Source organism: Alcanivorax sp. REN37 (genome assembly GCF_041102775.1).
Lineage (GTDB): Bacteria > Pseudomonadota > Gammaproteobacteria > Pseudomonadales > Alcanivoracaceae > Isoalcanivorax > Isoalcanivorax beigongshangi.
In genome coordinates this window covers 136,698-154,827 of the sequence record NZ_JBGCUO010000002.1, presented here as the reverse complement: position 1 = coordinate 154,827, position 18,130 = coordinate 136,698, and the positions used below count along the sequence as shown (strand labels likewise).

Annotated in this window: 16 protein-coding genes; 2 read left to right on the top strand and 14 right to left on the bottom strand. The window is 64.1% G+C overall.

What is annotated here, in order from left to right; genetic code table 11:
* Positions 1-92: 92 nt before the first annotated feature.
* Positions 93-860 carry a twin-arginine translocase subunit TatC gene (tatC, locus tag AB5I84_RS12400; RefSeq protein ID WP_369456223.1) on the top strand — a complete coding sequence of 256 codons (768 nt, stop codon included), beginning with the start codon at positions 93-95 and terminating at the stop codon, positions 858-860.
* Between the two features lie 69 nt (positions 861-929).
* Here tatC and AB5I84_RS12395 read toward each other — a convergent pair whose 3' ends face one another.
* The 14 genes from AB5I84_RS12395 to AB5I84_RS12330 all read right to left on the bottom strand — a co-directional run bounded on the left by AB5I84_RS12395 (position 930) and on the right by AB5I84_RS12330 (position 16,051).
* Positions 930-1,772: an alpha/beta hydrolase gene (locus tag AB5I84_RS12395; protein WP_369456222.1), complete on the bottom strand. Its 843-nt coding sequence runs from the start codon at positions 1,770-1,772 to the stop codon at positions 930-932.
* Entirely contained in the window at positions 1,751-3,601 is a 1,851-nt protein-coding gene (locus tag AB5I84_RS12390; protein ID WP_369456221.1) for an Lnb N-terminal periplasmic domain-containing protein, read from the bottom strand. Before AB5I84_RS12390 ends, AB5I84_RS12395 begins: the two co-directional genes overlap by 22 nt.
* Before the next feature lie 83 nt (positions 3,602-3,684).
* Positions 3,685-4,167 carry a DUF3015 domain-containing protein gene (locus AB5I84_RS12385; protein WP_369456220.1) on the bottom strand — a complete coding sequence of 161 codons (483 nt, stop codon included), beginning with the start codon at positions 4,165-4,167 and terminating at the stop codon, positions 3,685-3,687.
* 151 nt (positions 4,168-4,318) lie between these two features.
* On the bottom strand, positions 4,319-4,756 hold the full coding sequence (dtd, locus tag AB5I84_RS12380; RefSeq protein ID WP_369456219.1) for a D-aminoacyl-tRNA deacylase: 438 nt from the start codon (positions 4,754-4,756) through the stop codon (positions 4,319-4,321).
* Complete coding sequence (gene pip / locus AB5I84_RS12375; RefSeq protein WP_369456218.1) at positions 4,753-5,715, bottom strand: prolyl aminopeptidase; 963 nt, start codon at positions 5,713-5,715, stop codon at positions 4,753-4,755. The genes dtd and pip overlap by 4 nt, the downstream gene beginning before the upstream one ends.
* A gap of 725 nt (positions 5,716-6,440) precedes the next feature.
* On the bottom strand, positions 6,441-7,865 hold the full coding sequence (gene glnG, locus AB5I84_RS12370) for a nitrogen regulation protein NR(I) (RefSeq protein WP_369456217.1): 1,425 nt from the start codon (positions 7,863-7,865) through the stop codon (positions 6,441-6,443).
* Complete coding sequence (glnL, locus tag AB5I84_RS12365) at positions 7,862-8,962, bottom strand: nitrogen regulation protein NR(II) (protein ID WP_369456216.1); 1,101 nt, start codon at positions 8,960-8,962, stop codon at positions 7,862-7,864. Before glnL ends, glnG begins: the two co-directional genes overlap by 4 nt.
* A gap of 119 nt (positions 8,963-9,081) precedes the next feature.
* Positions 9,082-9,672, bottom strand: a complete 591-nt coding sequence (locus tag AB5I84_RS12360; RefSeq protein WP_369456215.1) for a hypothetical protein — start codon at positions 9,670-9,672, stop codon at positions 9,082-9,084.
* A gap of 133 nt (positions 9,673-9,805) precedes the next feature.
* Positions 9,806-11,212, bottom strand: coding sequence for a glutamate--ammonia ligase (gene glnA, locus AB5I84_RS12355; protein WP_369456214.1), 1,407 nt, complete (start codon positions 11,210-11,212; stop codon positions 9,806-9,808).
* 230 nt (positions 11,213-11,442) lie between these two features.
* Positions 11,443-11,697 (bottom strand): sulfurtransferase TusA family protein, encoded by a 255-nt coding sequence (locus AB5I84_RS12350; RefSeq protein ID WP_369456213.1) that lies wholly within the window; start codon positions 11,695-11,697, stop codon positions 11,443-11,445.
* Positions 11,681-12,811: a tRNA (5-methylaminomethyl-2-thiouridylate)-methyltransferase gene (locus AB5I84_RS12345; RefSeq protein ID WP_369456212.1), complete on the bottom strand. Its 1,131-nt coding sequence runs from the start codon at positions 12,809-12,811 to the stop codon at positions 11,681-11,683. The genes AB5I84_RS12350 and AB5I84_RS12345 overlap by 17 nt, the downstream gene beginning before the upstream one ends.
* A 107-nt stretch (positions 12,812-12,918) precedes the next feature.
* Complete coding sequence (locus AB5I84_RS12340) at positions 12,919-13,896, bottom strand: alpha-L-glutamate ligase-like protein (RefSeq protein ID WP_369456211.1); 978 nt, start codon at positions 13,894-13,896, stop codon at positions 12,919-12,921.
* Between the two features lie 3 nt (positions 13,897-13,899).
* Positions 13,900-15,432, bottom strand: a complete 1,533-nt coding sequence (locus AB5I84_RS12335) for a UUP1 family membrane protein (RefSeq protein ID WP_369456210.1) — start codon at positions 15,430-15,432, stop codon at positions 13,900-13,902.
* 52 nt (positions 15,433-15,484) lie between these two features.
* A complete protein-coding gene (locus AB5I84_RS12330; RefSeq protein ID WP_369456209.1) occupies positions 15,485-16,051 on the bottom strand; it encodes an ATP-dependent zinc protease family protein in 567 nt (188 codons plus the stop codon).
* 245 nt (positions 16,052-16,296) lie between these two features.
* Between AB5I84_RS12330 and typA the strand changes: the two genes are divergently transcribed.
* Entirely contained in the window at positions 16,297-18,114 is a 1,818-nt protein-coding gene (gene typA, locus AB5I84_RS12325) for a translational GTPase TypA (protein WP_369456208.1), read from the top strand.
* Positions 18,115-18,130 lie beyond the last annotated feature (16 nt).

Sequence of the window (18,130 nt, the reverse complement as noted above, 5' to 3'; positions counted from 1 at the left end):
GCTGCTCCGGCTGCTCCGGCTGCTCCGGCTGCTCCGGCTGCTCCGGCTGCCAGCGAGGGTGCCCCCCGTCCGCCGCAGGAGCCACCGCGCCCATGACCGAACCGACCTCCCCGGACCGCTCCCAATCGCTGATCGCCCACCTGCTGGAGCTGCGCACGCGCCTGCTCAAGTGCGTGGTGGTGATCCTGGTGCTGTTCATTGGGCTGTTTTACTTCTCGCAGCAGATCTATCACTTCCTGGCGCTGCCGCTGATTGAAGCTTTGCCGGCTGGCACCAGCATGATTGCCACCGGCGTCACCTCGCCGTTGATGGTGCCGCTGAAGATGACGTTCTATCTCAGCATTCTGGTGTCGGTGCCGTTCCTACTGCACCAAGCCTGGGGCTTCATTGCACCGGGGCTGTACCGTCACGAGCGCCGGTTAGCGGCACCGCTGCTGTTCAGCAGCGTGCTGCTGTTCTACCTCGGCGCGTCGTTCGCGTACTTCGTAGTATTCCCGCTGATCTTCAAATTCTTCACTGCGGTGGCCCCGGAAGGGGTGGCGATTGCCACCGACATCAGCAGCTACCTAGATTTCATCATGGCGCTGTTCATGGCGTTCGGACTCAGCTTCGAGCTGCCGATTGCCATCGTGCTGATGGTGGCCACCGGCATCAGCACGGTGGAAAGCCTGAGTGAGAAGCGGCCTTACATCATTGTAGGTTGCTTCGTGGTTGGCATGTTCCTGACCCCACCGGACGTGATTTCGCAGACACTGCTGGCGATTCCGATGTGGATGCTGTTCGAGATCGGCTTGCTGGTGTCGCGCTGGGTGCGCCCACGGGAGGCTGAGCCGGAACCGCACGAAGGTGCGGACGCCTGATCCAGCGCCCATCCAGACCACGCCCCGGCCTGCCATGCAGCCGGGGCGTTTTAGTTAGTGCCGCAGGGGTCAGTGGCGACAGGCGCCCTGCATGAAAGTGGCCAGCCGCGCCTGCACTGCGGGATCGCGGCCGGCGCTGATGTGCTCGCCGCGCAGGCGTTGGAACTCACTGCCCTCGCCGGCCGCCGCCGCCAACCGCTCGCCGTGGGCAAACGGCACAATACTGTCGTCCAGGCTGTGCAGGATCAGCAGCGGCGTCGGCGCCAAGGCGCCCACCTGCTGCTCCGGCTGCAGGTCGCGGGGCAGGCCGGCGCGCACGAACGGGCCGAACGGTCGCAGCAGCCAGCTTTTACTCATGATGTCGCGGCTGATGTCCTGATAATTGGCGAAGCCGCCTTCCAGCATCACGCAGTCGTATTTGTCGCGGTTATCGGGCCGCGCCAGCACCGCGCTGCCCATGGCCGCGCCCAGACTCTGGCCAAACACCACTAGCGGCGCGTCACTGCGGCGCCGGCTTTGCAGCCAGTCCAGCGCCAGCTGAATGTCATCCAACACGTCTGGCAGACGCGGACGGCCCTCCGACAAGCCGTAACCACGGTAATCCAGCAGCAGCACCTCGTAGCCGGCGGCGGGCATCCACGCCACGCCCATCAAGTGGGTGCTGATGTTCTGCGCGTTGCCGTGCAGGAACAGCACGGTGCCGGCCACTTCATCTGTGGCGGCCGGTAGCCACCAGCTGTGCAGGCGCAAGCCGTCAGCGTGAATCAGCACCACATCTTGATAGTCTAGACCTTGGCGCGCCGGGTTCTGCACCCAGGGCGACATCGGGTAGAACAGTAGGCTGCTGCAGCCGCTGGCCAGCAGCGCGCCCGCCAGCAGCACACCACGCATCAACGGAAGTAGTGACGCCATGCCAACCGGATCTCCTCATCGTGGTCATCGCGCCAGCCGTCCCGTACCAGGTCGAGGCGCAACGCATTGTTGCGGCCCACCGGCACACTGGCAGTGAGCGTAGCGCGGTGGCGGTAGGCGTCGTTGGTCAGGTAGTAGCCTTCTGCACTGGCGCCCAGCGTCACGCCCGGCGCGTACCAGAGCATCCCGAGCCGCGCTCCGGCCCCGGCTTCCACCCAGTGATCCCAGTCGGAATTATTTTCGATGCGGAACAGACTCAGCGCATAGGGGTGGAAATTGCCCCACCGCCAGCTCAGCCCCGGCCCGCCTTCCAAATAGCGCACCGCACGCCGGCGCTCAGTGGTGAAGGCTCGCTCGATGCCGCCGGTGACAAACCAGGAGGTCGGCTTCACGAAGGCACTGCGTGGCGCCAGCGAGCGGATGTTGACCAACTGCAGCGACTCCAGCACCGGCCGCTGGCTCTCTTCCTTGCGCAGTCGCAGGTTGAGGCCTTCGATCTCCGCGCCGCGCAGGAAACCGGGGTTGTTGTCGAACCAGTCGTGGTAAGTGAGCCGCAGACCCAGCTCGCCGAAACCGTTGTCATCGCGCATCCCCCCGCCGGCAGACAGCATCTTGGTGGCATGGCCGTCCTCCGGGGCGTCTGGGGTCGGCAGCGGCGGCAATGCGCTGGCCGGCAGGGTGCGGATCTCGCGCAGCAGCGTGAAGCTGCGCCGCGCCACCGACTCGTTACGCTCTTGGGTACGGTGAGAGAAGCGCAGGTATTCATAGGCGGTCTGCGCCATCAAACGGCGCTGCTCGGGGCTGTAGGACTGGTAATCGGCGCTGGCGATGACCTGCTCCGGCCGATCCGCCAACCGCCGTGCCACCCGCCGTGCTGCCGGGCTGAGTTGGTCGGCCAAGTGGTTCAACTCGCGGGACTTTGAGGCGCGGTAGTGGCGGCTGCCAATCAGGCCGGCATCGTCAATGCTGCGCACCGTATTCACCGGCACTTCGGTGAAGCGCAGGCTATCGAGCAGACCAATACCGGGGCGCGCTACTTCCATCAGCTCCAGCAGCCGGAAGGAGCAGTTCTCGTCGAAGAAGTAGTAGTCGAAGCGAATGTCCTTCAGCTCCCACAGATGATCCACCAGCCAAGACAGCTCATCGTCATCCAGGGTCAGCTCGTATTCCCACATATCGCGGTTTTCCAGGTGGGCGTAATCCTGGATTTTGGTGACGTAGGGAACAATGGAGAAGTAGCCGTCATAACCGCCGGCCAAGCCGCGGTAAATATAGAAAATCGAGTTGTCGCTGCCGTCCGTAAGGGCGCCAAAATTCACCGCCCAAGACAACCACACGCCCTGGTCTTCGGCACTGTCGAGCCGCAGCAGGGTGTGACCGAACATCGACGATGGGCTGTTCAGATAGGCCGCGGGGAAAATCAGCACCGCCTTGCCGGTGGGGATTTCCGCACGCCACTCCAGGTACTCATCACAGTGGGCAAACGGCGCCATTTCCTGCGGCCACTGCAATTGTTCAGCCAGGAACCGGTAGCGAGCCGGAAACTGGCAGCGGGCCGGCGACTGCGGCGCTGCCAATTGCTCGATGGAGGCGCGCAATTCGGCGCGCGGCTGGCGGCGACCGTTATCAGCCAAGAAGAACGCATCATCGGCAACATAACTGTTACCGCGCTGGCGCAGGGTGGCGCCGCGATTGATGTGCAACAGCGCCTGCCAACGGGGGTGTTGCTCCAGTTGCTGCAGGTCGATGGGAGCCGGGGCGGTGGCCAGCACAGAGCCCGGCAGTGCCAACAGGGCGCCCAGCAGGGCGGTTAGAACAACACGCAACATGGGAATGGAATCAGCGGTGGCGGCGACAATGCCGCAAGGAGAGGTGGCCCTGCCGCCGCACAGCCGCGGCAGGGCACGGCGCATCAGGCGGAGTATTTCGCCAGAGCGTCATCCGCTTTGAGCACGGATTCGATGTTCGCCATCACTTCCGCAGCAGTTACGTTTTCGCTGGTGAAGATGGAGTCGAAGTTGTTGTGCAGCACAGCGTTGAAGTGGCCACGGTCGGTCGCCTCAACACCCATGGCAACGGACAGTGCGGTCAGCGCTTCGCCTTCGCCCATGGCCACGTCGCGAGCGACTTCTTCCAGCACGCCGTTCATCGCCAGCAGGCTCTTGCCGGAGTAGGTCAGGTTGCCGCTGGTGTCACAGCCGTTGGTACCGGTGGTCATACCGAAGGTGGCGTTACCGGAGGTGCCGTTCACCAGCGATGCCAGCAGGTGCATCGGCAGGCCGTTGTTGCCTTCGAACAGCATGTTACCCCAGCCACAACCCGGGCCGCCCGGCGCTACAGCGGAAGCAGATACGGATGCACCCAGAAGAGCAGTTGCCAGCAGAATACGTTTCATCGTCGAACTCCTTCGCGATTTTATAATGTTGAGGTCCCCCCGCGCGTCTGGCGGGCGGTGGCTCAATCATAGTGGAGCGCTATGACCGCACAAGCTTTCGCTCTCAGCATTGAGAAATGTTAACCAATTTGCACAGTTGATCCGCGCTAGGTCAGCTTTCCAGCACGAACGTCACCGGCCCGTCATTCACTAATGACACCTGCATGTCAGCACCAAACACGCCGCGCTCTACCGCCACGCCGCCCTGCTGCAACGCCGCGATGAACTGCTGGTAAAGCGGCTGCGCCAACGCCGGCGCGGCGCAGCGGGTGAAGCTGGGCCGCCTCCCGCGCCCGGTGTCGGCCGACAGCGTGAATTGCGACACCGCCAGCACTTGGCCACCGGCCTGACGCACATCGAGGTTCATCTTGCCCTGTTCATCACTGAACAGCCGGTAACCGAGGATCCGGGTCGCCATGCGTGTCACCGCGGCGGTGTCGTCGTGCTGGCAAATGCCCACCAGCAGCAGCAAGCCGCTGCCGATGGCGCCCACCACCTCGCCATCGACCCGCACCGCGGCCTCGCTGACGCGCTGCACCACCACCTTCATTGGAGAGACTCCAGCTGCGCGCCGACCCGCACCACCGCATCCAGCAACGCCTGCTGAATACCCGGCTCACTGGACGCGTGGCCGCCATCGGCCACCACCGTCAAACGGCTGTGCGGCAGCGCTTGATGCAGCGCCCAAGCCTGATCCAGCGGGCACACCAGATCGTAACGGCCATGGACGATTTCCACCGGCCACTGCGGCAATGCCGCGCAGCCGGCCAACAAGCCGTCCGCCGGCAAGAAGCCGCCATGGCGGAAGTAGTGCGCCTCCAGCCGTGCTAACGCCAACGCGCGCTGCTGGAAGCCCTCGCTTACCTCCGTCGACGGCAGCAGTGTGGCGCAGGTCGCCTCCCAAGCAGCCCAGGCTTGTGCCAGCAACAGCTGCTCCGCTTCCGGCACCTCGGGGTCAGTCAGCCGCTGCAGATAAGCCGCCACCAAGTCGTCCCGCTGCGCCGGCGGGATCGGGGCGTTGAACGCCTGCCACGCCTCCGGCTGCAGCCGGCCAGCACCACCGCCGTACAGCCAGTCTAAGTCCTGCGGCCGGCACAGGAACACGCCGCGCAGCACCAGCGCTGCCACCCGCTCCGGATGGCACTGGGCGTAACGCAGCGACAGTGTCACCCCCCAGGAGCCGCCAAACAGCGTCCAGCGTTCAATGCCGAGCTGCTGGCGCAGGCACTCCATATCGGACACCAAGGCATCGGTGTGGTTGTGCTCCAAGCCGCCCATCGGCGTCGACAAACCGGCACCGCGCTGATCGAACAGGATGATGCGCCAGCGACTGGGGTCGAAATACTGACGCATCGACGGCGCGCAACCGCCGCCGGGACCGCCATGCACCACCACTACCGGCCAACCGTCCTCACAGCCGCTCTGCTCCACATACAGACGATGACCATCGCCCACTTCAACATGGCTTTGGTACCAAGGCTTCAACGGGGGAAACAGACGCGCAGACATGACCACTCCAAACCATCACGAGTTCGGCAGCATACGCCAGCCGAGGGTGCAGAGCATGGGCAACCGCCTGGGTCGGCAATACCGGTCAGGGCAGGCAGTGATCGGCACGCCGAGTCGAAACCCTGGGACGCGATAGTGCCTGCGGATAGGTCAGGCTCGATGCAGTGATGGTGACGATTCGGGGCGGAGCCATAGCCGGAACCGAAGCCGGAACCGGGACTGGAACTAGAGCCGAATTCGAAACCAACACTCGAACTGGAGCAGGGCAGGGCTGGGCTGGGCTGGGCTGGGCTGGGTTCGGTTGGGTTGGGTTGGGTTGGGTTGGGCTGGGCTGGGGTTCGGCCAGGAGTGGGATAAAGCCACACCGGCTGCACTAGAATTTTTCGGTACACCTTGCCCCGAGTCCGCTGGGCAGTGCAAAGGCTAGGCTGGAGCGGGACCAAGCTTGGCCCGGTCCAGCCTAGCTTTCTCCGAGCCGAGCCGAGCCGAGCCAAGCTCAGGCTCAGGCTCAGGCTCAGGCTCAGGCCCAAGCCTGAGCCGGGACTGGCACTAGAGCCGAACTCGAAACCAGCACTCAAACTGGAGCAGGTCTGAACACCGACCCGAACCGGGTCACGCATCAGCGCACTTGCCAAAACTATCCATGCGCCGTCCGGACCCGCCTTAGGCCTTCACGCGTTCACAGCGCGCCCACGCCTCCGCGCCCACTCCTGCGGCCTCAACGCTCAGTCCTCATCCGCCGCCAACGCATCCAGTTGCAGCTCCTTGAGCTTGCGGGTCAGAGTGTTGCGCCCCCAGCCGAGCAACTCGGCGGCTTCGCCGCGGCGGCCGCCGGTGTGTGCCAACGCGACTTCCAACAGGGTGCGCTCAAAGGTCGGTACCGCCTGGGCCAGCAGCCCCTGCTCGCCCTGCATCAGCGCCCGCTCAGCCCAGCGTTTGAGCGGCCGCTCCCAGCCACCGCCACCGCTGTCGGACGCGGCGACCGGCACCAGCTCCGGCGGCAGATCATCCACTAGCACCTGGCGGCCGGACGCCATCACCGTCAACCAGCGGCAGGTGTTCTCCAGTTGCCGCACGTTGCCGGGCCACGGCAGCGAGGACAAAAAGGTAGCCGCGTCTGGGTGCAGGCTTTTCACTTCCATGCCCAATTCTCGCGCCGCCTGTTGCAGGAAATGCTGGGCCAACCGGGGAATGTCCTCACGCCGTTCCGCCAGCCGTGGCAGGTGAATGCGGATCACATTGAGGCGGTGGAATAGGTCTTCGCGGAACTCGCCGCGCTGCACTTTTTGCTCCAGATCTTGGTGGGTGGCGGCGATGATGCGCACATCGACCCGGATCGCCTGGGTGCCGCCGACGCGGTAGAACTCACTTTCCTGCAACACCCGCAGCAGCCGCGTTTGTGCTTCCGCCGGCATGTCACCGATTTCATCAAGGAACAAGGTGCCACCGTGGGCCTGCTCGAACCGGCCAAGGCGCTGGGCATTGGCGTTGGTGAACGCGCCCTTCTCGTGGCCAAACAGTTCCGATTCGATCAGATCCTTGGGAATGGCGGCCATGTTGAGCGCCACAAACGGCCCGTCGCTGCGCACCGAATGGCGGTGCAGTGCCCGCGCCACCAGCTCCTTGCCGGTGCCGGACTGGCCGTTGATCAGCACCGTCACCGGCGAGTGAGCGAGCCGCCCGATGGCGCGAAAGACTTCCTGCATCGCCGGCGCTTCGCCGATGATGTCCGTCGGCGGCGGCGCGGCGACAGCGGCCGTCGGCTCACCGTCGCGGTTGCGACGGTAGCGCACTGCGCGGCGCACCAGCGCCACCGCTTCGTCCACATCAAACGGCTTTGGCAGGTATTCAAACGCGCCGCCCTGGTAGGAAGCCACCGCCGACTCAAGGTCGGAATGGGCGGTCATGATGATCACCGGAATGTCCGGGTAGCGCCGCTGCACGGTGCGCAGTAACCGCAGGCCATCGGTACCGGGCATACGCACGTCGCTGATCAGAACGTCTGGGCCCGGCTCGCCGGCGTCGAGCGCATTGAGCGGATCGTCGGCGTTGTCGAAGCAACGCGACGTCAGATCCGCTTGTTCCAAGGCCTTATCGAGCACCCAGCGGATCGCATGGTCGTCATCGATTACCCACACGGTGGCAGTCATGGCCGGTGTTCTCCTTCGCGGCTCGGGGCTTCCATGGGCAGCAGCACGCTGAAGCAAGTGCGGCCGGGTTCACTGTGGCATTCAATCAGCGCCTGGTGCTGGGACACGATCGATTGGGCGATCGACAGACCCAGCCCGGCGCCCTGGGCGCGGCCGCTGACCAGCGGATAGAACAAGGTCTCGCGCAGTTCGTCGACGATGCCAGGTCCGTTGTCCTCAATATCGAGGCGCACAATCATGCGGTGGCGCAGGTTGCCGATGGTCGTCTGCCGCTGCACCCGGGTGCGCAGCAGGATGCGCGGCGTCGCCACCGGGTGCTCGGTGAGCGCCTGCGCAGCGTTGCGGACCAGGTTGAGGATCACCTGCACCAGTTGGTCGCGGTCGGCGGGGATGTCCGGCAAGCTGGTGTCGTAATCGCGCACCCAGGCCACTGCCGGAAACTCCGCCAGCACCAACTGACGCACATGCTCCAGGCATTCGTGAATGTTCAACCAGCAGAACTGCGGCGGCCGGCGCGGCCCCAGCATGCGATCTGCCAGCACCTGCAGCCGGTCGGCCTCACCAATGATCACGCGGGTGTACTCGCGCAGCGCCGGGTCTGGCAGTTCACGTTCCAGCAACTGCGCGGCACCGCGAATGCCGCCGAGCGGATTCTTGATCTCGTGGGCAACGCCGCGCACCAGCGCGCGGGTGGCTTGGTGGGCGTGCACCAGCCCCTCTTCGCGGGCGATGCGCAACATGCGGTCGAGCGGGATGATCTCCATCAGCATCACGGCGCGGCCCTGCTGCAACGGCGACACACTGTAATCGACCACGATTTCCTGGGCGCTGGGCAGCACGATGTGGGCTTCACGACGGGTGAACGGATGGCCGTCGGTCAGGCAGCGCTCGAACGCACTGCGCGCTTCCGGATCGGTGAAGAAGCCATCCGGCAACCGGCTGCCGAGCACCCGCTGGGCGCTGCTGCCCAGCAGCATTTCCGCCGCCGGGTTCAGATAGCAGAGACAGAAATGGGCATCCAGCAGCACCACCGCCGTACTCAGGTGGTCGAGCAGGCGTTGGTGGAGGTTGCGATCGGCGTGCGGTGTCAGGCTCATGGCAGTGGCAAAGCAAGTTTCAGGCCAGCACCCGGCGCCGGCAGCGGCCGCTGCGGCGCGGGGTATTCAGGACTGACAGCCTAGAGCATGCACCAAAGCAGTGCAGTAAAAACGCTGGATCACGCGCCCGGCTTGGGCGCCGGGGTGGGCGTGGGCTTGGGTTTCGGCGGCGCTGGCGCCACCGGCCGCTGGTGCACCGTGGTGCGGTGCACGTAAACGGTGACGGGGTCAGCACTCAACTGCACCCGACCGTCGGCATCCACCAGCCGCGCCTCGATCAGGTAGCTGCCACGTTCCATCGGCAGTTCCAGCTTGGTCACCACCGTGCCGTTCACGGACACCTCGCTGCGCAGCCCTTCGCCCTGCCACGCCACGCGGATCGGCACCGGCTGGTCGGGGTTGCGGAAGGTGGCCTGATCGGCCGGGGAGACGATGCGCAGCGCCGGTGCGGCGGCAGCTTCCACCACCGCCTCGGCGGCGTCTTGGCGCGCTTGCCACTGCTCCACCGCGCTGCTGGACGGCATCACGTTAAGGTTGCGCGGCGTCACGTCCACCGCGTTGCCGCCGGCGGGGGCTTGATCGCTGAAGCGCACCCGGCCTTGGTCATCCACCGTGCGGTAGATGCGCGAGCCGGCTGGCTCATCAGCAGCGACCGTGACCGGCGCCGCCACGGCCAGCGCCAGCAACGCCATCAAGGGATAGGGATTCATCGACAATCCTCCGTGCCATAGCGCCGGTCAGTGTGCGCCAGCCGCCGCCGGCGGTACAGGGCCGGCGTCGCAGTGGCCGCCGGAGCATAAAAAAGCCCCGCTGAGCGGGGCTAGTTCGCAGATCGGCAGCCGATCAGCAGGAGTAGTACATGTCGAACTCGAGCGGGTGCGGCGTCATGTTCACCCGCTCCACCTCTGCGCGCTTGATGGCGATGTAGGCGCTCAACGTTTCCTTGGTGAACACACCACCCTTGAGCAGGAACTCGTGGTCGGCTTCCAGTGCATCCAGCGCCATGGTCAGTGAATGCGCCACGGTGGGGATCTGCGCCGCTTCTTCCGCCGGCAGATCGTACAGATCCTTGTCCATGGCATCGCCCGGGTGGATCTTGTTCTGGATGCCGTCGAGGCCGGCCATCAGCAGCGCCGCAAAGCACAGGTAGGGGTTAGCCACCGGGTCCGGGAAGCGGGTCTCGATGCGACGCCCTTTCGGATTGGTGATGTACGGGATGCGGATCGACGCCGAGCGGTTGCGCGCAGAGTAAGCCAGCATCACCGGCGCCTCGAAGCCCGGTACCAAACGCTTGTAAGAGTTGGTGGACGGGTTGGTCAGGGCGTTCAGCGCGCGGGCGTGCTTGATGATGCCGCCGATGTAGTAAATCGCCATTTCTGACAGCCCGCCGTAGACATCACCGGCGAACAGGTTTTTGCCGTCCTTGGACAGCGACTGGTGCACGTGCATGCCGGAGCCGTTGTCGCCCACCAGCGGTTTAGGCATGAAGGTCGCGGTCTTGCCGTAGGCATGGGCGACGTTATGGACGCAGTACTTGAGGATCTGCACTTCGTCGGCTTTCTTGGTCAGGGTGTTGGCGCCGACGCCGATTTCGCACTGGCCGGCGTTGGCCACTTCGTGGTGGTGCACTTCGATGCGCAGGCCCATTTGCTCCATGGCGTCGCACATGGCGCCACGCAGGTCATGCAGGCTATCCACCGGCGGCACCGGGAAGTAACCGCCTTTCACACGCGGCCGGTGGCCCATGTTGTTGCCGCCTTGGGCGTCGGAGGTCATCCAGGCGCCTTCGTCGGAATAGATGGTGTAGGACTGGTGGTGCATCTGGGTGTCCCAGGTGACCCCGTCGAAGATGAAGAACTCCGGCTCCGGCCCGAACAGCGCGGTGTCCGCGATACCGGTGGACTTCAGGTATTCCTCGGCGCGCAGCGCGATGGAACGCGGGTCGCGCTCGTAGCCCTGCATGGTGGTCGGCTCGACGATATTGCAGCGCAGAATCACCATCGGGGTGTCGGCAAACGGGTCCATCACCGCGGACTCGTCATCCGGCATCAGAATCATGTCGGACTCATTGATGCCCTTCCAGCCGGCGATGGACGAGCCATCGAACATCTTGCCGTCCTGGAAGAAGTCCTCATCCACGTCGGCAGCCGGGTAGGTGACGTGCTGTTCCTTGCCACGACTGTCAGTGAATCGCAGATCCACCCATCTGGCGTCGTTGTCCTTGATCAGTTTGAGGGTCTTCTCAGACATGGTGATGCGTCCTCCTGGGAACGGCGTTGAGTCCGCCGGTGCGGGTGTCTGCCCCACGTCGGCGTGTCCTGACAGTCTGTGAAACGCGTCAGGCCGGTGTCGACCGGCCTGACAAGAACAGCAAGTACCGTGCCAGCAAATTCACCCCGCCGATGCCGTCTGGCCGGGGGCTGCCGCACCATCGCCGTGCAGCTGCAACGGCGGTTGCACCATGGCGGTGCAGTGCCGCATCAGGACGCGGCGCCACCCACTTCCACGCGCACCACTATAGTGCCGTCGCGGCGGTCAGTGGCCACCACCCGGTGCCCATTGATGCGGCACCAGGCCGGCAGGTCATTGAGTACACCAGGATCGGTGGCGAGTACATCCAGCAGCGCACCCGGGACCATCGTTTTTACACGGTCTTGGGTGCGGATCACCGGGATCGGACACAGCAGCCGGCGCACATCCAGCTCGGGAATCGAAGCGTCAGGTGCCACCGACATGCCACTCCTTCGGAATATCGTCTGCCGGCATTGGCTTCACTTTGAGCAGCTTGCCGACACCCTTGGGTGCTTGCCAGGTCATGGTCACTTCCTCCGCCTCGCGGCCTTGGCTAAAGCGCGCCACGATCGAGGCCGCCCAGAGCGCTTCTTCCTCGCTCTCGAACTCACCGTCGATCAGCGTCAGCGGGCCACCATGGCTGACCATTTCAAAGCTCGAAAACTGGTAGCGATAACCCTGCAAAAACTCGGTCTCGCCCGCTTCACGGCTGATGATCAGCTTGAAGTGCGGGCGCGGGCGCAGGTGGCGACCGATCTTCAACAGCAGGATGTCGTCAAGATCGTAATCCTTGCGCTTGCGGGCCTGCCACAGGTCGCCGAGCTTTTTCGAATACGACTCGTCGGTAAGGAAGCAGCAACCGCCAGCCGGCTGCGCGTACTCTTCCAGTCCGAACGCTTTGGCCAGCGCCATCTGTGGCGCCCGGCTGCGACCGGTGATGCTGTGCAGCTGCTCACGGTCCACCCAGCCTTCGCGCTCCGGCAACGTCGGCGGCAGGTTCTTGGCACACAACGGACGCAACAAACGGTCTTCAGCGCCAGACTCGCGCGCAATCAGCGGCATGGTCCACTTCAACTGCGACTTGGGCCGCTGGCCGATCACCTCGCCGGTGATGATGAAATCGAACCCATCGCCATCGGCGGCACACTGCTCAGCCAGGTCTTCCGCTTGGCGCAGCATCAACGTGGCCTTGTTGACCATGAAGATCTTGCAGTCCAAACACGGGTTCATGTGCGCGCCATAACCGTACTGCGGGTACAGCACCACATTCTTATATTCTTCGGAGATGTCGATGATGTGCAGCTTGATGCCGAGCTGCTCCGCCACCCACAGCGCATTGTTGCGCTTGGGCTTTTTGCGGTCGCGCTCGCGGATGGCATGGGTGTGCCCCTCGACACAGAAACCGGTGTAGAAGTTGACCCCTTCCACCTCGATGCCCTGCGCCTGCATCACCTTCACCGCCAGCATGGAGTCGAGCCCACCGGACACCAGCGCCAAGGCGCGGCGACGGCGCGGCGGCGTCTCTCCGGGGCGGATTTCAACCTGTTCGGTGTTCAAACGAATAACCCTTTATTGACGGCAGCACAGGGCGACGGCCCTGCGCCGTGCGTGAGGCGGCGCAGTATAGCAAAGAGTTGCGCTGCTGCGCCCCCGCTGATGCCTGCTCAGGCAGGTACCAGCGGGCCGGTGGCGAACTTCTGCTGGCTGAACGCCAGCCGTTCTTCCACCGTTTCCGAGCGGCCGGTGGCCTGCAGCTGGTCAATGTGGCGCTCTACCAGCGCGCAGCGCTTGGCAAGGCCGGAGTCGTTGGCAATCTGGATGTTGAGGCCAGGGCGCGCGTTCAGCTCCAGCATCATCGGCCCCAGATCCTTGTCGAGCACCAGGTCGACGCCCAAGTAGCCAAGCCCGGTGAGCTCGTAGCAGCCGGCGGCAATGTCCATGAACTGCTGCCAGTGCGGCAGCTGCACGCCGGCCACCGGGTTGGCGGTATCCGGGTGGCGGCTGATCTTGCGGTTATGCCAAGTGCCGTCAAGGGTGATGCCGGTGGCCAGATCGACCCCGACGCCGATGGCGCCCTGGTGCAGGTTGGCCTTGCCCTGGGATTGCCGGGTTGGCAGTCGCAACATCGCCATCACTGGGTAACCACACAGCACAATGATGCGGATGTCCGGCACCCCTTCGTAACTGATGGCACTGAACACCGCATCCGGGGTGACGCGGTATTCCACCAGCGCACGGTCGCGGCCGCCAGCCAGTGAATAAATGCCGGACAGAATGCAGGACAGGTGATAGTCCACTTCCTCGGCCGACAACAGCCGTCCGGAAGCGGTGCGGTAGTAATCCTCGAACCGGTCGGTAATCACCAAAATGCCGTCACCGCCGGCGCCCTGCGCCGGCTTGATGACGAAGTCCTTGCGCCCGGCCAGTTTGGCGCCGAGGTCGGCAATCGCCGACTCGCTGTCGACCATGGCGTACAGCTCCGGCACGCTCAGCCCGGCGGTGATCGCCCGTTCTTTGGTCAGCAGCTTGTCATCCACCAGCGGGAACAGCGCGCGCCGGTTATAGCGCAGCACATAATCGCCGTTGCGCTGGTTGATGCCCATCACGCCGCGCTCACGCAGCGCCCGCCAGGTCTTCAGCATGGTTCAGCCCTTCCCTGTCAGCGCCTTGAAGCGCATCAGTTCGGTCAGCCGGTAGCCGCGGTAGTGGCCCATCGCCAGCATGATCGACGCCATCATCAGCAGCACGCCGGGGAAGGTGAAGCAGATGTACACCAGCGGCGGCCAAGTCATCAGCAAGTGCGCGAAGGTCGCCGCAATCAGGGTGCCCACGGCGGACTTGAGCGCATTCATGGCGCCGCGCTCTTCCCACTGGATCGACAGCCGCTCGATCACCATGGTCAGGATCACCATCGGGAACAGCGCCACTGACAGACCGCGCTCCCAGCCGAGCTTGTGGCCGAACAGACTGATGACCGCCATCAAGATCACCACGAACGTTAGTACCACCGACAGTCGCGACAGCAGCTGCAGCCGCAAATGCTCAAGGTAGGAACGTAATGACAGCCCCAGTGCCGTGATCACGGTGAACATCACGATGCCCCACAGCACATCGGTTTCACGGAACGCCAACGCCACCAGCACCGGAGTAAAGGTGCCCAGCGTTTGCAGCCCGACCAAGTTGCGCAGCAACAGGATCAACAGCACGCCGAGCGGGATCATCATCATGATCCGGAACACTTCCTGGGTGGCCACCGGCAGGTCATACAGCGAGAAGCTCAGCCGCGCGCTCTCGCGCACGCGCTCGGAGCTTTGCGCCAGCTGGATGGCGCTGACATCGGAACGTGCCACCGCAAACGACACCTGCGGGCGGTTAGCGCCTTCGCTCTGCGCCACGCTGCCGGCGCCAATCCACCAGACGATGCGGTCCTGCGGCAGCCCCTGGTTGCCGTTGGCCGGGTGGAAGTAGGTCCAGCGGCTGCCGTTGAAGCTGCGCAGCCACAGCTCCGGCGTCTGGGTCTGGGAGGGCATTAGCCGCAGTGTGTGCACCTGCTCCACCGGGATGTGGGCCGCCGCCAGCAGCGTTTCGATCACCCGCGCGCGATTTTCGATCGACACATCGCCGTGCAGCAACAGGCGCACGTTCTCATCGTCCGGCTGGTTCACGCGGCGGATGGTTTCACTGATAAAGGTATCGACATCGGCGGAGTGCTGGCGGATCGGCGCCAGCAGCGCTTCGGCCGCCACCTTGTCCGGGCCTTCCAGCGCCGGGCGGGCACGGAACTGCGGGCCCACATCGCCGGCCACCGACTCGCCGCCGAAACGTTGCGACAGCACCTTGCGGTAATAGAGGGTTTGGTCGCCCTGGGCGCGGCGCACCGACCAGGTCACCTGGCGGTTGCCGTCAACTTTGTTCACGTTGACGCCGTAGTTGTGCGACACAAAGCTCTCGTTCAGCACCAGGTAGCGGTCGCTGCCGGGCGGCACGAACATCTGTACCTTCACCGGCGCATTGCCGGTGGCGCGGAACTGTACCCTGGCATCCACTACCCAGACCGGATCGGTGACACTTTCACTGACCGGGATTTTCAGTACAAACACCTGGTACAGGGCACTGCCGGCGCCTAGCACCAGCAGTATCAGCGCCAGAATCAGCGCATGCAGTTTCACTCCGCGCATAGCGGCCCTCCCGCCGGGACCACGTGCCGGTGGCCGCCGGTTTGAATCTGGTTCAAGAGCGATCCTGCTGCGCCGCCCGGACCGGCTCAGCATTGCAGCTCGGCGCGCCCACGGAATACGACAGCTGGGGATCGATGATGGAGTGGAGCTGCGCCAGGCCTTCAGAACCAATCAGCAACGGGAAATCGAAGTTGCGGCGGTCGGTCAGGTTGACGCGCATGGTGGCAGCCCGGTCACCGACACACAGGGTCAGGGACACCACCGGGCGCTGAGTATAGGTCTTCTCGGCCTCCGGGTGCAGATCCTGCACTCGCCGCCGGATCCGCACGGTGTGATCGAGCGGCAACTCCACCGCCTTGTCACCGGCGGATTTCACGCCAACCCGGAAACGGACCCAGTCTTCGCCATCGCGCTCGAAGGTCTCGATGTCGTAGGCGCTCAATGACGCACTGACGGCACCGGTATCGAGTTTGGCTTCCAGGCCCAGATCCAGCTCATTGATGCGCGCGTGTTCATGCACGCCGTAAATGGTTTTGTGCTGCCCGGTCGGAACCGAGTCCGCCGCCGTCCCGGAGGCCAAAGCCACCAGCCCGGAGGCCAGGATGAGTCGGAAAGTCATGTACCGTTCCAAAGCGTTTGGGTTTTAGGAAAGGGTGAGAGTGTACTGATCAGGATTGCGGCGTTCGACCGCCGCTGCCAGAAAGGGTTGCAAATTGGTCCGGCATTTAGAACCGGAGGCCAGCAAAATATCGTACCGATTGGTAAAACTGTGCGGCGGTCGGCCCCCGATTTAGCGCCAACGATGTGTCAGAACCGGCCCGTGCTATACTCGCGCCCCATTTCTCTATACAGCCGGTACCTTTTGTGAGCATCGAACGCCTTCGCAACATCGCCATCATCGCCCACGTTGACCATGGCAAGACCACCTTGGTCGACAAACTCCTGCAGCAGTCCGGAACCTTTGACGAACGCGCCACCCCGGTGGAACGAGTGATGGATTCCGGCGATATCGAAAAGGAACGGGGCATCACCATCTTGGCGAAGAACACCGCCATCCGCTGGCGTGACTACCGCATCAACATCGTCGACACCCCCGGGCACGCCGACTTCGGCGGCGAAGTTGAACGGGTGATGTCGATGGTCGATTGCGTACTGTTGCTGGTGGACGCGGTGGACGGCCCGATGCCGCAAACCCGCTTCGTGACCCAAAAGGCGTTCCAAGCCGGCCTGAAACCGATCGTGGTGATCAACAAAGTGGACCGGCCCGGCGCCCGTCCGGATTGGGTGATGGACCAGGTGTTTGACCTGTTCGACCGCCTCGGTGCCACCGATGAGCAACTCGATTTCCCGGTGGTATATGCCTCCGCCCTGAACGGCATCGCGGGTCTCAGCCTCGACAGCCTGGCCGACGATATGACGCCGCTGTTCCAGACCATCGTTGACCGCGTCCCGCACCCGGACGTGGACATCGACGGTCCGTTCCAGATGCAAGTGTCCTCGCTCGACTACAACAGCTATGTGGGCGTGATCGGCGTCGGCCGCATCAAGCGCGGCCGCCTGAAAACCAACACCGCGGTAAAAGTAGTAGGTGCCGACGGCAAGGTACGCAACGGCCGGGTACTGACGGTGATGGGCCACCATGGCCTGGAGCGCGTCGAAGTGCCGGAAGCCACCGCCGGTGACATCGTTTGCATCACCGGCCTCGATCCGCTGGCGATTTCCGACACCCTGTGTGACCCGACCGAGGTTGAGGCGCTGCCGCCGCTGACCATCGATGAACCGACCGTGAGCATGTTCTTCCACGTCAACACCTCGCCGTTTGCTGGCCAGGACGGCAAGTACGTGACCTCGCGCAACATCCGCGACCGACTGACCGAAGAGCTGCGCCACAACGTTGCGCTGCGCGTGGAAGACACCTCCAGCCCGGACCGCTTCCGGGTGTCCGGCCGTGGTGAACTGCACCTGTCGGTACTGATCGAAAGCATGCGCCGCGAAGGCTTTGAAATGGCGGTGGGCCGCCCAGAAGTGATCCTGCGCGAAGACGAAAACGGCACCAAGCAAGAGCCCTATGAGCAGCTCATCATCGACATCGAAGAGGAGCACCAGGGCCCGATCATGGAACAGATGGGCTTGCGTCGTGGCGAAATGACCAACATGGCGCCGGACGCCAAAGGCCGCCTGCGGCTGGAGTACATTGCGCCGTCCCGCGGCCTGATCGGCTTCCGCTCGCTGTTCATGACGCTGACCTCCGGCACCGGCATCCTCAACTCGGTGTTCTCCCACTACGGCGAGTACCGCCCCGGTGCAGTGGCCGAGCGCAACAACGGCGTGCTGATCTCCAACGTCACCGGCAAAGTGCTGGCGTTCTCGCTGTTCAACCTGCAGGAACGCGGCCGGCTGATGGTCGACCCGAACGTGGACGTGTACGAAGGCCAGATCGTCGGCATCCACTCGCGCGATAACGACCTGGTCGTGAACCCCACCAAGGGCAAGCAGCTGACCAACGTGCGCGCCTCCGGCTCCGACGAGAACATCATCCTGACGCCGCCGATCCGCATGTCACTGGAACAGGCGATCGACTTCATTGAAGACGATGAGTTGGTGGAAGTAACCCCGCACCACATCCGCCTGCGCAAGAAGATCCTCAACGAGTCCGACCGCAAGCGCGCGTCGCGCCAGTAAGGTATACCGGCGGGGC